This is a genomic window from Methanobrevibacter olleyae (assembly GCF_900114585.1).
GTDB lineage: Archaea > Methanobacteriota > Methanobacteria > Methanobacteriales > Methanobacteriaceae > Methanobrevibacter > Methanobrevibacter olleyae.
This window is the reverse complement of record NZ_FOTL01000002.1, coordinates 62,313-80,244: the sequence shown is the minus strand read 5'-3', so window position 1 is coordinate 80,244 and position 17,932 is coordinate 62,313. Positions and strand designations below refer to the sequence as shown.

Sequence of the window (17,932 nt, the reverse complement as noted above, 5' to 3'; positions counted from 1 at the left end):
TTTTATAATATTTTTGCTATAATATTTTTATTTCTTTAGAACTAATAGCTATCGTGTGCATTTTCGCTATAGTTTTTTTTGTTTATAGTTTAACCTATATTATTTTATATAAATATTCATTGATCAGTTTCAATATGGAATATTTCCTTATATTGATTTTCAATGACTTTAACATTAATTAATTATCAATTTTTTAAATTAATTATTGTATTTAATTAGATTCTATAACTTTATTCTATTTTATTATAGAAGTTTGGATTGCTATTATAGATTATTCTATCTTTGTATTCAAATTAGAATATTTAAATTTAATATTTAAATAAATAAGTTTAATCAGCTTAATCAGTAAATTTGAATAGTTAAAAGTAGTTTAAAGATGATGGTGAAGTAGGTATAATAGTAAATCGCAGCGGTGGACTTTTATTTAATATGGAATTGATTATTTTAATCTTATAATTTATTCAAAAAGACATTTGTCTTATAAATTGAGAGGAAGAATAAATATGCCAGGACTTTTTGCTGCTAAAAAGCTTAAAAAGAATAGACAAAATTTTAAATGGAAAGACGTAGATTACAAAAGAAGAGCACTACGTTTAGATGTAAAAGCAGACCCTCTTGAAGGGGCACCTCAAGCTAGAGGAATTGTTATTGAAAAAGTTGGAATTGAAGCAAAACAACCTAACTCTGCTATTCGTAAATGTGTTCGTGTTCAATTAATTAAAAATGGTAAACAATTAACTGCATTTGCACCAGGTGATGGAGCAATAGGTTTTATCGATGAGCACGATGAAGTTATGATTGAAGGTATCGGTGGACCATCTGGAAGATCTATGGGAGATATTCCTGGAGTTCGTTGGAAAGTAAGTAAAGTTAATAATGTTGCTTTATCTGAAATGGTAAGTGGAAAAATTGATAAACCAGTAAGATAATTGAGGTAATTTTATGGCTAAATTATTTGATAAATGGGACCTTGATGAAGTAGAAGTAGAAGACTTAGGTTTAAAAAGATACATATGCTTAGATGAAACTATAGTTCCTCATACTTTAGGTAGACATGTAAAAAGACAATTTGCAAAATCCAAAGTTTCTATTGTAGAAAGATTAATGAACAAAATTATGAGAACTGAAAGAAACTCTGGTAAAAAGAACAAGGCTTACAATATTGTAAAAGAAGCTTTAGAAATTATTCACAAAAGAACTAAAAAGAACCCTGTTCAAGTTTTAGTTGATGCTGTAGAAAAAACTTCTCCTCGTGAAGAGACTACCCGTATTAAATATGGTGGTATTGGATATCAGGTTGCAGTAGATATCTCTCCACAGAGAAGAGTGGACCTTTCTTTAGGATTCTTAACTAGAGGAACTTTACAATCTGCATTCAAAAACAGGAAATCTGTTGCTGAATGTTTAGCAAATGAGTTAATCTTTGCTTCTGAAGAGGATACAAGAAGTTTTGCATTGCAGAAAAAAGAAGAAAAAGAAAGAGTTGCAAAAGCAGCACACTAATTTTTAATCTTTTTAATCATTATAGAATTAATCAGAATAGTTTATTAGGTTCCATTGGATATTTTTTATATATTCATTAGGATTTTTCATGATTTTTCTGTTTAATTTTTATTTTTATTTAAATTTTTAAAAATTCATTCTTTCTTATTTTTAAAATTTTTAAATATTTTTATTTTTTAATTTTAAATTTAGATCTTATTAAATTGTTATAACTTAATCTTAAATTTAGATGTTAGTAAATTGTTATAACTTAATTTTAAATTTAGATTTCATTAGTGTTATAACTTAATCTTAAATTATGTTATTAGTGTTATAACTTAGATATATTGACTTAAATTACAAAACATATGTTATAGGTGATGATTTTGAGTAGACGAGACAAAATGATTGCAAAAATCAAAGAATTGATGTACCAACCTAGCTCTATTAGAAACATAGGTATTTGTGCACATATTGATCACGGTAAAACTACTTTATCCGATAACCTCTTAGCAGGTGCAGGGATGATTTCTGAAGAACTTGCTGGAGATCAAAGATTCTTAGATTTCGACGAACAAGAACAAGCTCGTGGTATTACCATTGATGCAGCAAATGTATCTATGGTACACAATTACCATGATGAAGAATATCTTATTAACTTAATTGATACTCCAGGTCACGTTGACTTTGGTGGAGACGTAACTCGTGCAATGAGAGCTGTAGATGGTGCAGTAGTTGTTGTATGTGCAGTAGAAGGTATCATGCCTCAAACTGAAACTGTACTTAGACAGGCTTTAAAAGAAAAAGTTAAACCTGTATTATTCATCAACAAAGTTGACAGATTAATCAACGAAGTAAAATTAGGGCCAGAGGAATTATCCAGAAAATTTATGGATATTATTCTTGAAGCTAATAAATTAGTTAGATCTATGGTTCCTGAAGATAAAAAAGATGAATGGAATGTAGATGTAAGTGATGGTAGTGTAGCATTTGGTTCTGCATACCATAATTGGGCTATTAACGTTCCTATGATGCAAGAGACTGGAATTAACTTTAAAGATATTATTGATTACTGTAATAATGATAATCAAAAAGAATTAGCTCAAAAAGTACCTTTAGCTGAAGTATTATTAGGTATGGTAGTAGAACACTTACCATCTCCTGAAGTTTCCCAACAATATAGATGCCCTAACATTTGGGATGGAGACTTAGAAAGTGAAGCTGGTCAAGCTATGATTCACACTAGTCCTGATGGACCTTTAGCTGTAATGGTTACTAATGTATCTGTAGATAAGCATGCTGGTGAAGTAGCTACTGGTAGAGTATATGGTGGTACTGTAGAACAAGGTACTGAAGTATACTTGGTAGGTAGCCGTGCTAAATCTAGAGTGCAGCAGGTAGGTGTTTACTTCGGTCCTGAAAGAGTAGCTACTGAAAAAGTTCCTGCAGGTAACATTGTATATATTACCGGTGCAAAGGGAGCTACTGCTGGGGAAACTATCTGTTCTCCTGAAAATAAAATTGTAGAGTTTGAAGGATTAGAACACATCTCTGAACCGGTAGTTACTGTAGCTGTAGAGGCTAAAAACACTAAAGACTTACCAAAACTTATTGAAGTGTTAAGACAAACTGCTAAAGAGGACCCAACCATCCATGTTGAAATTAACGAAGAAACTGGTGAACACTTAGTTTCTGGTATGGGAGAACTTCACTTAGAAGTTATCGGTGTAAGAATTAATAATAAAGGTGTGGATATCCAAACTTCTGAACCTATTGTTGTATACAGAGAAACCGTTGCTGGAACTGCTGGGCCGGTAGAGGGTAAATCTCCAAACAAACACAACAGATTCTATCTTGAAATTGAACCTTTATCTGATGAAATGTTTAAAGCTCTTCAAAATGGTGACATTAAAGAAGGAAAAGTCAAAGGTAAAGAGGAAGCTGCTACTTTCATGGAATACGGTTTAGATAAAGAAGAAGCAAGAAGAGTATGGGATGTAAACAACAGATCATTATTCATCAATGCAACTCGTGGTATCCAATACTTAGATGAAGTAAAAGAACTTTTAATTGAAGGTTTTGAATCTGCATTACAGGATGGTCCTATTGCAAACGAAATCGCTATGGGTATGAAATTTAAACTTGTAGATGCAAAACTTCACGAAGATGCAGTTCACAGAGGACCTGCACAAGTATTGCCTGCTATCAGAAAAGCTATTTATGGTGGTATGATGATGGCTCAACCTGCATTACTTGAACCTATACAAAAAGTATTTATTAACACTCCTTCTGATTATATGGGTGCGTGTACCCGTGAGATTCAAAACAGAAGAGGTCAAATTGTAAATATGGAACAAGATGGTGACATGGTTGATATCGAATCCAAAGTTCCTGTAGCAGAAATGTTCGGATTTGCTGGTGATATCAGATCTGCAGCAGCAGGTAGATGTTTATGGTCTACTGAAATGGTTGGTTTCGAAAGATTACCAAGGGAATTACAAGGTCAAATTGTAAAAGAAATTAGACAAAGAAAAGGATTGTCTCCAGAACCTTATGGTCCTGATCACTATTTAGGATAGTCTGATTACTTGCATTTGATTTTTTATTTTAAATTTTAGGAATTCCATTTCCTAACTTTTAATTTTTTTATTTAAAAACTTTATAAAAATTTTAATTGGATTATTAATTAAATTTTATTCATAACTTTTTTATTATTTTTTTAGTTATTTCATTTCATAAAAAAAATAATATCTTATAATCATATAGTTTATATATTATAAGAAATATAATAACATACATATAGTTGAGTATTCATATATTACATATGATTTATTTTATATTAGATAATTTTACTATCTAATTTTTAGATGTAGCTATAAAATAAATCCGTTGATATATCGTTGATATAAAGATATTGATTCATAAAATATTATTCAACAAGATTCAACAATATTAAATTAACTTAACAAATAATATTACTTAATTATATACTTAACTAATATACAATTTATAAAATGAGGTTTTATAATGGCAAAAGCAAAAGAACATTTAAATTTAGCATTTATTGGACACGTAGATCATGGTAAATCTACCCTTGTAGGACACTTGTTGTTAAAAGCAGGTGCTATTGCTGAACAACAATTAGATGAAGGTGAAGACAAATTTAGATTTGTTATGGATAAATTAGGAGAAGAAAGAGAAAGAGGAGTAACTATTGACTTAGCTCACCAAAAATTCTCCACTAATAAATACGACTACACCGTAGTAGACTGTCCTGGTCACAGAGACTTTGTTAAAAATATGATTACTGGTGCATCCCAAGCTGATGCAGCTGTATTAGTAGTAGCTGCTAACGATGGTGTAATGCCACAAACCAAAGAACACATGTTCTTATCCATGACTTTAGGTATTAAACAATTAATCATTGCAATCAACAAAATGGATATGGTAAATTACAGTGAAGAAAAATTCAACGAAGTAAAAGACCAAGTATCTGAATTACTCAAATCTATTGGTAAAGACCCTGCAACTACTACTTTCATCCCTATATCTGCATTTGAAGGGGACAACATTAAAGAAGTCAGTGGTAACATGTCCTGGTACAAAGGAGATGCACTTATGACTGCATTAGACAAATTAGTACCTCCTGAAAAACCTGTAGACTTACCATTAAGAGTTCCTATTCAAGATGTATACTCCATTACTGGTGTAGGTACTGTACCTGTAGGAAGAGTAGAAACTGGTGTAATGAAACAAGGAGACAATGTTATCTTTGAACCTGCTGGAGCATCCGGTGAAGTAAAATCTATCGAAATGCACCACGAAATTTTCCCTGAAGCTGAACCTGGTGATAATATCGGATTCAATGTAAGAGGTGTAGGTAAAAACGATATCAGAAGAGGAGATGTAGCTGGACACACTTCAGATGCTCCTACTGTAGCTAAAGAATTTACTGCACAAGTTGTTGTATTACAACACCCTGGTGTAATCACTGTTGGATACACCCCTGTATTCCACTGTCACACCTCACAAACTGCATGTACTTTCTTAGACTTAACTTCCAAACTTGACCCTGCTACTGGTCAACCTGAACCAAACAAACCAGACTTCATTAAAACTGGTGATGCAGCTATTGTACAAGTTAAACCAACCAAACCTATGGTTATGGAAGAAGCTGCAAACATTCCTCCAATGGGAAGATTCGCTATCAGAGATATGGGTCAAACTGTAGCAGCTGGTTTATGTCTTAAAGTAACTGATAAAAAATAATTATGATGTTTAATTTTTAAATAAATTATTCATTTTATTTTTTTTAGTTTTTTATTGTAAAAATTTATTAGTTCAATGTTTTTAGAACTTTTTCTAATAAATTTAAATCTTTATTTTTAGGTTTTAAATAATTATTATTTTAAATCTATAGTATGTTTTAATCTAGATTATAATCTAGTTTAATCATATTTGGATTTAAACTAGGTTATTATGCCATTTTTGGGAGGATTAAAATATGAATCAAGCTAGAATTAAACTTACAGGTACTGATCCTGAAAAAATTAACTATGTCTGTGACCAGTTAAAGAAAATTTCTGAAAGAACTGGTGTAGATATTTCTGGACCTATTCCATTACCTACAAAGAAATTAGTTGTACCAACTAGAAAATCTCCAGATGGAGAAGGAAAAGCTTCTTGGGAAAAATGGGAACTTCGTATTCACAAACGCTTAATTGGAATTGGTGCTGATGAGCGAGCTATGAGACAAATTATGAAAGTAAGTGTTCCAGATAATGTAAGTATTGAAATTGAACTTAAATAATTAAGTTATATTATGAATTGAAAGCTATTTTATTCATTAAACATTTTCATACTTTTTATTTTATATTTTTATAAATATTTCACTAAATTAGATTACCCTTTTTAATTATTTTTATTAATTAATTAATGGATTTATTTTCAAATTTAATCATTCATTTTATATGCCGAGATAGTCTAGCCTGGTAAGGCGCGGGACTTGAAATCCCGTGGGGTAATCTCCGCCTGGGTTCAAATCCCAGTCTCGGCGTTTATCTATCAAACTTTTTATGATAAAAGTTTGATTGTTTTTTAAATTTTCATTGTTTTTGTTAACTTAGTTTCTATTTTTTAATTTTTTTTTATTGTTTTGTTAATTTAGTTTCTATTTTTTTAGATTATTTTTTAATTTTTAAACCGCTTTTTTTTTAAAAGATAGTTCGAGTATTTTCTTAATTTTAAAATTAATAGATTATTTTCAAACTAATTGATTGATTATGGATAATTTATCTAGGATAAGTAATTTATAAAATTTAGATTTATATTATAGTTCTATTATTTTAATTATTTAATTAATTAAACAATAGTTTTAATAATTGTAGTATCATTTAATTGTAAGCTTATTTAATTTAATTAATATAATTTTTTATTCCTAAAAATCCTATATTGTTATGTAGTTTTAGGAGGGTAATTATTTTATGGTAAAGTTTAATTGCAAAAGGTTTTTGATTAAGGTGATGAAGGAGATTCCATGACGAGATAGATCAAGCTCAGCAGTTGAATGAAAGACCTGATGTCAGTTCATCTTCTAGTGAGGGATACAGTGATTTGATTAAAGTTTATAAAGACCATAAAGCAGGAAAGCTGATAATGATTGAAAATTAGCTATAATAATTTTTCAATCATTTTTATCTCTTTTCCAATATAATTTTTATATCAATCTTTTTTATTTATTTCTTAATTTTTTATATAACTATATTTTTATTTTAGTGATTCCTATATGTTTATTTTGGTGATTCCTTAATTTTTGCTAAGTTGCCTCTTTTTTAGAATTTTTTAAATTAGTCTTTAAATCAGTTTTTAGAGTTTATACTAAGTTCTTTTATAAATCACTATTATGTTTTTGCACAATTTGCATTATGAAAATCTTTAAGATATATAAAATTTGCACTGTCTTTTCTAAGTGAAATAATTTTTTTTAGAGTATGGGCTCCAAATGGAATCTTGATTAAACTAATCTAAATTTTAAATATTATATAAAATAGTAAAAACATATTTTTAAGCGATTTAGTTTTAATGTTTTTTTAAAAATTTTTTAAAAAATTTCTTATTTTTATGGTTTTTAAGGCTTATTATCAAAAAGTGGAAAATAATATATAACTTTCTATATAACTGTAAATTATATACATTAATCAATAAAATTAAATAAAAACTTTTTTTAAATAAAAATAATTGATTAAAAATAAAATAATATTTAAAAAGAGTAGATGGAATAAAGAGAATAAAATAAAAAAAAGTAAATAGAGAAAAAATTAATTTTCCCTATTTAATGGTTATTTTTACTTTTTTGCTTAATGCTTTGAAGTATTTGTTTCCTGCAAATTTGACAGTTCCAGTGTATTTGCCTTTTTTAGTTAATTTAACTTTAAAGGTAGCTACACCTTTTTTATTGGTTTTTGCGATGTAAGTCTTCTTGCCAACCTTAAAACTAAGCTTGGTTTTTTTCATCACTTTACCTTTATTGTCCTTCAAGGTTGCTCTTACCTTTTTAGTTTTTGCTTTAACTTTAAAGGTTTTAGCTTTAGTTGAAAGTTTTATATTGGCTTTTTTGACGATGACTTTAGATTTTATACTAGAAGCAGTATAGTTGTTGTCTCCTGCAAATTTAATTGTTGCGGTGTAGGTTTTGGGAAGAAGGCTTGCAATGTTAAGGCTTACTTGGCCTTTGCTGTTGGTTGTTAATGTTTTGCTAATGGATCCAAGCTTAACTGTTACCTTCTTGTTTGCTAATGCTTTGCCATTTGCATCTTTAAGGGTGATGACAAGTTTTTTAGCAACATTATATGTAGCGGTTACTTTAGGGGCATTGAGTTGGGTATTGACTTTAGCGGGAGTTACAGGGGTGTCATTAGTTTCATTGCTAGGGGTAAGAACAGGTTTTACCTCAAAGCTTGTTGAATTGGTGCTATAAATGTTTTCTGCATCAAATATAACAACATCAACTGTATAATTGCCTATATCTAAGAGTTCAGTAATGGGAACAACTGTGGTTGTGTCTGCTTTAATAGAATATATTTGGCCATTTACGGTAACATTAAGCATTGCATCAATAAGTGGGGAAACATTTACAGTGACATTAGTATATTCGCCGTAAATGATATCGTTTACGCTAAGGCCCAGATCGATATTTTTAAGAAAACTTAATGTTTGGTTTTCTTTATCGCAAATGGCATTGATTTCATTAGTTAGGTTATTGCTAGTATAAGTAACTTTAAAAATACCATTTTTTAATATGGGATTGGTCTCATTGAATGTGCCGGTGGAGGAAATTAGTGAGACAGGCATGTTATATAATCTTTCAATGCCCTCGTCAGTTCCGTCATTCCAAGTTAATTTGCCAATAACTTCCCATTGGTTATTTCCAATATAATTTATAGTAGTATTATAAATTGCATAAATGGATGCATTTACATAAGGATCGGAAATTGGAGTATTAGAACCCCACCAATTATAATTAGCATTAACCATTCCAGTGATGGTATCCATCCAATGTTCAAATTTAAGTCCAGATAAATTATAGAAAGTAGCGTAATTAATTGATATCAAATCTAAATTGTATTCGTTCCAAAAAGTAAGAATCCCATCACCTTTACCATCAAAAATACAGTCGATTAATGTCTTTTCATTAGTTTGATCCCCAATCATAAATGTTGCATTTACATAGAAGATACATTTTTCATAAATTACCTTGCCATCACTAAATGCCCAAGCTCCAGGTAAAGAAATACTTTCTGCATCTAAAATGATATTAATGCTGGATAATTTGATTCCGCCACATTCAGTGTTATAAGAATCTAAAGGTAAACATGTTCCATGTTCAAATGTAAAATTAACTGAATTGTTATTAACAGCTTGGAGTGTTATATTCATATTGCTATTTAATAAAAAACCCCAATCGGAAGCTTCATATCCTCTTTCTTCAATTATTTCAAAATCTTCTCTAGTGAATGAATAAGTTCCATCCATGAAATTAATAATAATGTTTGTTGGAGAAGTAATGTTTAGTTTATTTATGTTCTCGCCCCATGCTATAAATAAATTTGCATATGGGTTTTCTATAGTTCCATTTCCATCTTCTGTATTTGGGCCAACATGTAATTCAATAGTTTGAGGATCGTCAGTTAAGATTTCCTCATAAACTCCAGCTAAATTCTCTTTTTTCTTATTTTTGTTGTTAGAAATCGCCCTATTTGAATTACAATTGCAATTTGTTGGAGTACCGCTATAATTATGACAAGAACAATAATTGTTTGTTATATTAGCTCCTGGAGCATAAACTGCGTTATTACCACATAGATCATAAGTCTCTAAGAAGTTATGATTAACAGTGCTATTAACTGATGATGTTAAATAAACTGCATAATGTCCGTTGGTTCTAATTGTATTGTCATGAATATTAAATGTATGATTGCCTGGAGTAGTTTGATTATAACTTATACCAAAAATAGTATAATTACTAATATAATTATTAAGATTTTGAACATAAATAGTGTTATTATAAACTTCAGCATATGTATCTTGAAGTTCTATACCAGAAACTAATGCATAAAGTTTATCTGAAGCTCTACCAGTTACATTAATAAAATTATTATAAATTGTAATATTAGTTGTTCCATAATAATTTTGGGAATAAATACCTAGATTAGGGCCATTATTTTCAGTAGTTAAATTATTGTCATGAATAAAAATATCACTTACAGGACCAGTTATTTGAATAGGATAAGCAGTACCTGCACCTTGAGGACTAACTTGTCCACTTGGACTATACATAGTAATATTATTATTTGAAATAGTCACATTAGATAATTCATAAAGATCAATACCATATAAATATTTTACAGTAGCATTATTATTAGTATCAGTTTCATTAATAACATTGCCAGAAATAATTCCATTATTAGATTGAACAATGATAATAGTATCTAATGTTGGATATGAATTACTAAAACTTTTTCCAAAGATAGAAATAGTATTATTCAAAAGTTTAAATCCATGAGAACTTTGTATTCCAATACCTGCAACTAAATCAGTATCAATATTTGGAAAAGTCACATTATAATTAACACTTTTAAATGGTAAAACTGCATTGATAGTATTGTTCTGAATAGTGGCATTATTACTGTTTACTAATCTAATTACATAATTATAATAATTTGGATAGAGTAAACCAGACATATTATAATTTATTATATTATTTTTTATCACAGTATTATTAGCATTTTTAACATCAATACCAATATAATCACTATCATGAGTAGGATAAACATCAAAATTAGTATTAGAAATAGAAACATTATTAGCTGAAACAGACATGACATTTTGATTAACACTCATATCCCAAACATTTAGATATGTTCCACCAGTTAAATTTGAATTAGGAGCAGTAAAATTAAAGGATAAGCCAAAAAATGTAGCTCCAGTCATTGTTAAATTTGAAGGTCTATTTATTATAAATGTGTAAAATGAATAAGATCCGATTTGAAAGTTTCCTGTGAAAATATATTTATTATCACTAGTCAACTTTAATGTTCCATCATTATTGAAAAAGGTATATACATTACTAGGATTTACCCAATTAGTTGCTGGGAGTTTAGAGTTTTTGTTAATAGATAATTCATCAACTATATTGCTTTCACCTAAATCACCATCCACAGAAACACTATCTATAGATAAATCTTCGCTTTCATCAACTATATTGCTTTCACTTAAATCATCATCTACAGAAACATCATCTGCAGGCAAATCAATATTTTCCTCAACTGGACTACTTTCATCAATACTTTCATCTGCAGAAACATCATCTACAGATAAATCATCAGTAGTCTCTAAAACACTGGTTCCAATATCTGTATCATCTACAGCACTAACAGCTCCAATAGAGATAATGGATATTAAAACCAAAACCAAAATAAAATAATTGGGTTTCATAAGAATCACCTTCGTTTTTTCAATATTTTGAGGTTGTAAAAAAGTTTAAGCTTAAAAATAAAAATTTAAAAGTTTAGGTTTAAAAATAAAAATTTATTATTTATTTATAAATAAAATAATTAAAAATAAATTTAAGCCTATAAAATTTTACAACCCTAATATTTTCAAGATAAATTTTTACCTAAATATCAATTTAAACTTAATTAAATTAATATATACTTTAATATGATAATCAATATATTTAAATTTTATCAAATAAGTTTTAGATAAAATAAAAATAATTTGAATAAAAGTAATAAAAGAGATTCTAAAATTAAAAATATAAAAAAGAAGAAAAATTTTAAAGGGAGTAAAAAGAACAAAGCTTTTAAAAAGAAAAAGAAGAACAAAACTTTTTTTATAGTCATTTACGAAACTAATTTTACAAATCCTTATAAATAAAGTATAAGAAAAAGCTTTGTAAACTACTATAAAAAAAGAAAAAAATAGTAGTGAATAAAATAAAATCTTATTCACTTATTATTTAATGGTTATTTTTACTTTTTTGCTTAATGCTTTGAAGTATTTGTTTCCTGCAAATTTGACAGTTCCAGTGTATTTGCCTTTTTTAGTTAATTTAACTTTAAAGGTAGCTACACCTTTTTTATTGGTTTTTGCGATGTAAGTCTTCTTGCCAACCTTAAAACTAAGCTTGGTTTTTTTCATCACTTTACCTTTATTGTCCTTCAAGGTTGCTCTTAGTTTTTTAGTTTTTGCTTTAACTTTAAAGGTTTTAGCTTTAGTTGCAAGCTTAACTTTAGCTTTAGTTAAAACAACTCTAGAGTTTAAACTAGAAGAGGCATAATCATTATCACCATCAAATTTAATAATGCTGGTATAAGTATTAGGAATCAATGTAGCAACATTTACACTTACTTGGCCTTTGCTGTTGGTTGTTAATGTTTTGCTAATGGATCCAAGCTTAACTGTTACCTTCTTGTTTGCTAAAGCTTTGCCATCATTAGTTTTAAGAGTAATAATAAGGTTTTTAGCAACATTGTAAGTGGCAGTTACTTTAGGAGCACTTAGTTTGGTAGCGACTTTAACTGGAGTAGGTCCTTTTATGATTATTGTGATATTTTTACTGATTGGAACATAGTTTTCATCACCTGAGTAGGTTGCAGTTCCCTTATAAGTTCCAGGGTTTAAGCCAGCTATCTTAATAGTGGTGCTGCCATTTACTAAGATTTTTGTAATGGATTTACCATCAATCATCAATGTTAAACTTCCTTTGGCATCAGCAGGTAATTTTATAGAGACATTTGAACTATTAACAGTTATACCATATTCTGAATCTTTTATGCTTATTGTGATATTTTTACTGATTGGAGCATAGTTTTCATCACCTGAGTAGGTTGCAGTTCCCTTATAAGTTCCAGGGTTTAAGCCAGCTATCTTAATAGTGGTGCTGCCATTTACTAAGATTTTTGTAATGGATTTACCATCAATCATCAATGTTAAACTTCCTTTGGCATCAGCAGGTAATTTTATAGAGACATTTGAACTATTAACAATTACATCATCTTCTAAAACTTTCTTATTAACTGTAAATGAAGCATTATTTGTAGAAGGAAAATAATCTAAATCTCCACTATAACTAACAGTTACGTTATATTCGCCAGCAGGCAAAATACCTAAATTCAGATTTGGATTTGTGAGATTAAGTTTATAAGTTTTATTATTAGCTAAAACTGTTAGATTACCACTTGCTTCACTAGGATTAACAATAAAGCTAATTGTTTGATTTTCACCATATTCAATATCTGAAACATTGATTGAAACAGTTGAATTCTTTCTAATAACTGCATATACTTCATTAGAGTTCATGCTTCCTATTGATGGATGAATATAAACATATGTTTTTTCAATGTCGCTTAATGTAAAGTTTCTATCGTTTATTGTTTTTAAATAGCTTCCATTCAAGTAAATGTCATATAAGCATTTATCTAAAATATCAGCATCATATGATTTTGGATGGGTTAAATTCACATCTATATTGAAATAATACACTCCACCAATTTCTGAGAAAGTCAGATTAAGTTTAGAAAATTCAATGGAATTGTTTAGGTAATAGTTATCTTGAATAATGCATGTGGTGTTTTCATTTGTTCTAATATCCAATACATCTCCAACACGAGTATGGTTAATAAACTTATTTCCAACAATCCTAACCTCAAGAGGCAAGTGTTCACCACTATAATCGTATTCAATAACACAGATTGCAGTTCCAATTGAAGCACTGTTTTTTATAAATGTTGAATTGAAAACTTCAAGCAATCCTTGATCCATAATGGATATTGCTCCTCCACGACCTGTGCCGGTGGTAGACTCACCACCTATCTCCCAACAGGTATTTTCATTATCTTCAAAAACTGTATCTTCAATATGAATGAATGGAGCATGAAGATACCAACAAGCTCCGATAGCTCCACCACCATTGTTTGTTATACATTTATTGCTTTTGAAAGTGGAATTATAGATTTGCAGCCAACTATATGTGTACAATGCTCCACCATTCCATCCTGCTAGATTATCAGTGAAATTTGAATTGTAAATGGTTGTATTTGCACCACCGTGAGTGTGAATTGCTCCAGCCCACCAATAGGCAGAGTTATTATAAAATGTAGTGTTTCTCACAACTAATACTCCACAGTTATTTATACAACCTGGTTCTGTAGAGGCATAATTTCCTTCAAAATAACAATTGTCCATGGTCATTCGAGCACTATCACAAACACCATAAGGATCGTCTAAAGGGTCATAAATGCTTACACATCCAAATGAATTAGAACAGTTAATGAATGTACAATTATCTAATGCGGCATCTCCTCTTTTAATATAAACGATTGCAGAATGCCCTGTAGTTGTGGTTATATTATGGAAATGGCAATTTTTAATTGAATTATATGTGTCTCCAGCCATTGTTAAGAAGACACCTTGGTTTCCTTGGGTAGTGCCTATCCATTTAAATGTAATGTTTTCCAAATGAACCCCTATCTTTGAATCATCTTCAGTTAGCATTGGAGCATAATTGATATATCTTGGATCTGGGGAGGTATCTCCAATGTATGATCCTTCACTTCCAATGATTGTTACATTGTTTTTTATTAGAATCTGATAAGAGGAATTTGCCGGATCCATTGGATAAAAATTTGTATTTTCCTTTAATTTTAGTGTGTAATTCTTATCTTCCAATGAACAGTAATGCTGCAATTCCTCCCAATCATTTACAATTATTTCATCATTCTCTTCCCTTAAAATAGGAGATTCGCTAGATTGTAAATTATCATTTTCTAAGCTATCAGAACCTGAATCATTATTAAGATTGTCTGTATATGAAGCTTTATCATTTGAATCTTCATTACAGCTTTCAATAGTGGCTAAATTAGTATCTAAAGAAGTATCTTCATAATCAAGAGATACCATATTAGCATTTAAATCTTCAGATAGTGAATTATCAGAATCATCATTTAAATTTAAATCTTCTGCTGAAACAACTCCCATTGATAAGATTAAAATTATTAAACTTGAAATAAATACTTTTTTTATCATAAATTTCAAACATCCTTGAAAAGATATAAATTTTATTTGAATATTTTATTTTTTATAATATATAATCCTTTATATTTGAAAATATTAAATTGAAAATTTTATTAAATTTTAAGTTAAATCCTTATTTTAGAAAAAATAATTTAAGTTAATTTAATTAAAAAGCAAAATATATTTAATAAATGAATATAAAAAATATATTTAGTAAAGTAAATTATATAAGTTTTAAATTTATATTGATAAAAATTTTAAAATTTTATTAAAAAAATTTGAGCTTAAGCTTTACAATCTTTAAATGCGGTATTTTAATAAAATAAATATTAAAAGGTGGAATTTTGAAAATAAAAAGATTTATATTGTTATTTTCAATAATTATAATGGTTTTATTAAGCATTAACTTAGTTTCTGCATCTGCAATTAATTTAGATGATAATGATGATTCTAATGAGCTTAATGAAATTAGTATTGAAAATATAAATCAAAACTCCTATTCTTCTTCTAATGTTTTAGAAAAAGCACATGATTCTCAAAATAGTGAAGATTTTTATTTGGAATTAAATGAAGATACTCATTCAAGTAATTTAAAAATTGAAGAGGAAAAATTTAACATCCCTTCAAGTAATTTAAAAATTGAAGAGGAAAACAATCATTCAAATGATTCTAATAGGGAATATGAAGTGGATGAAAATAACTCTTCAGATGATTCAATAAATAAAAGTTTCATAATAAGCCAAGAGAATTTAACTAAGTATTTTGATGATGAAGGTATTTTAAAAACTGAATACGGTGGTTCCATACTTTTCTTTGAAGGTGACTTCGAGGATAAAGGAGTATTGACAATTGATAAGAACAATACTAAAATAACTGGAGATAACACTGTATTTTACAATACTGTCTTTAATTTAAATGCATCTGAAATAATCTTAGCAAACCTTAATTTTGTTTTAGATAAAAGTTTTCCAGACAATCACAATGCTGGATTATACATTGGATGGGACAATATCACGGTTTATAATATAACCATGAATTATACAAGCCCAACAGATGTAAATGCAATGGGAATATATTCCAATGATAATATTGGATTAAACTTAATTAATAACACTATAAACTTCATAGGTCACAATGATTTTGATGGTTACAATTATGCCATAATGTTAACCTACAGTTATGATGCATATGTTTACAATAATCTCATCAATGCTGACTTGCCTTTACGTGATGTAGATTGGAGCTATGGTATTTATGGTGGCGTATGGATGGATAAAGTTTCATCCTTTGCTGCTGGCGAATGCACTAACTTAAGATTTACAAACAATAAAGTTTATTCAACCATTAATCATGGAGTATATGCAGATACAAGATATCCTACCTTATCTTCTGTGTTAATATATGCTTGTAATAATGCAATTATTGATAATAATGATATAAAAATTAATGACTTTAATACAGAATACGGTCAAATTAATTATTTATATGGTTTAGATATTTATCGATTGGATGATGTTACAATTGTAAACAACACAATTGAAATTTTTACCTTAGGTGGTGGTACTAGAATGGGTACTGCCTACCCTATACAAGTAACCGGGCCTGCAAATAACATTAAAGTCGCTTATAACAATCTCACAAGTTTCAGCTTTGGACCGAATATTGGAATCTATTCAGAAAACTATTATGGTTCTACAAAACTTGACATTATAAGCAATTTCATCAATATTACTGGAAAGGCAGGAACTGATTCCTGGTCACTGGTTAGTGGAATCGAAGTCCAAGACTCAGATGATAGAATATTAAATAACACTATTATTGTCGCTGATGTTGATGGCTTTAAGGAAGGTACACGCCTTTATGGTATTAGCTATTCTCAAAATACATATGGGAATCACAAATATGATATTATGTATAATCATGTCATAACACCTAATTCAATAGCTATAAGCTTAAATGAAGGTTTAAGCTCAAATACAAGTAATTCAAGAATACTTTATAATATTCTTGAAACCAGTGGACTAGGGGGGGATAATGCAGCAAGAATCGGAGGATGTGGAACAAATAATACCATCCAAAACAATACTAATGGAACTAGCCCAGGTAGATTCATGAGTGAAGATGAACTGCCTGATTGGTTGAAAGGTTATTTAAATTCAAGTTATATTAGAACTGTTGATTTATTATGGTTAGATAAAAAGTATGATGGAAATAATGAAAATGCTTTGGCTACATCAAATAGCAGTTTTAATTCATCTAATGCATTTGGAAATAATCAAAATGGTTTTGCTACATCAGATAGTAGTTCTAATTCAGCTAATGGTCTTGGCAATAATCCTAATGGAAAGTCATTTATCTCAAAGGATAAGGGCAATAAATTAAACACTAGCCAAGACATAAGGGGTATTAATTTAAATCCTTCACCATCTAATGCAAGAAGTGGCGATTTAAATTCAACTAAATACACTTATGGCGAATCTGGTGTTAATATAGCAAGTGCATCTGCATCCCCTAGTCTTGGAAATGGATTAAATGGCGTGAATAAAAAAGCGCATTATGTCGAAAAAGAAATAAAAAAGATTAAGGACAGTAATGATAATCGAATAATATTTATAATTCTATTAATCTTAGGATTAATAATAATTGGTTATTATAAAAAATATACAGAAGAAGGATAAAAATAAAAATAATTGATATATTTGATTAATTTAAATTAGTCAAATATGCTTTTTCTTTTTTTTAATTTAAACATTGTTAATCAATAAAATCAAATAACTTTTTTTTAAAAAATAGTCACATTGAGGAGTATAATCTTAATATCCTAGCTATAATTAATATATGGATAATTTATTCATTTTAGTACAGAATTAGTTAAAAA

8 protein-coding genes and 1 tRNA gene are annotated in these 17,932 nt (G+C 28.8%); 7 read left to right on the top strand and 2 right to left on the bottom strand.

The window, feature by feature from the left end:
• The first annotated feature begins 503 nt into the window (after window positions 1–503).
• From BM020_RS00970 to BM020_RS00945, 6 genes are all read left to right on the top strand, one after another.
• The gene (locus BM020_RS00970; protein WP_067147408.1) at window positions 504–929 is read left to right on the top strand and encodes a 30S ribosomal protein S12; all 426 of its coding nucleotides are present in this window, start codon (window positions 504–506) and stop codon (window positions 927–929) included.
• A gap of 13 nt (window positions 930–942) precedes the next feature.
• Complete coding sequence (locus tag BM020_RS00965; RefSeq protein ID WP_067147405.1) at window positions 943–1,503, top strand: 30S ribosomal protein S7; 561 nt, start codon at window positions 943–945, stop codon at window positions 1,501–1,503.
• Window positions 1,504–1,868: 365 nt separating this feature from the next.
• The gene (locus tag BM020_RS00960) at window positions 1,869–4,061 is read left to right on the top strand and encodes an elongation factor EF-2 (protein WP_067147402.1); all 2,193 of its coding nucleotides are present in this window, start codon (window positions 1,869–1,871) and stop codon (window positions 4,059–4,061) included.
• Between the two features lie 448 nt (window positions 4,062–4,509).
• Window positions 4,510–5,751, top strand: a complete 1,242-nt coding sequence (gene tuf / locus BM020_RS00955; protein WP_067147399.1) for a translation elongation factor EF-1 subunit alpha — start codon at window positions 4,510–4,512, stop codon at window positions 5,749–5,751.
• Window positions 5,752–5,986: 235 nt separating this feature from the next.
• Complete coding sequence (rpsJ, locus tag BM020_RS00950) at window positions 5,987–6,292, top strand: 30S ribosomal protein S10 (protein WP_067147396.1); 306 nt, start codon at window positions 5,987–5,989, stop codon at window positions 6,290–6,292.
• Window positions 6,293–6,454: 162 nt separating this feature from the next.
• Window positions 6,455–6,538 (top strand) — tRNA-Ser (locus BM020_RS00945).
• A 1,271-nt stretch (window positions 6,539–7,809) separates the two neighbouring features.
• Here the strand turns inward: BM020_RS00945 and BM020_RS00940 are convergent.
• A complete protein-coding gene (locus BM020_RS00940; protein WP_074797928.1) occupies window positions 7,810–11,475 on the bottom strand; it encodes a hypothetical protein in 3,666 nt (1,221 codons plus the stop codon).
• 519 nt (window positions 11,476–11,994) lie between these two features.
• Window positions 11,995–15,066, bottom strand: coding sequence for an Ig-like domain repeat protein (locus BM020_RS00935; protein ID WP_067147391.1), 3,072 nt, complete (start codon window positions 15,064–15,066; stop codon window positions 11,995–11,997).
• Between the two features lie 332 nt (window positions 15,067–15,398).
• Between BM020_RS00935 and BM020_RS00930 the strand changes: the two genes are divergently transcribed.
• Window positions 15,399–17,732, top strand: coding sequence for a hypothetical protein (locus tag BM020_RS00930; RefSeq protein ID WP_067147389.1), 2,334 nt, complete (start codon window positions 15,399–15,401; stop codon window positions 17,730–17,732).
• Window positions 17,733–17,932 lie beyond the last annotated feature (200 nt).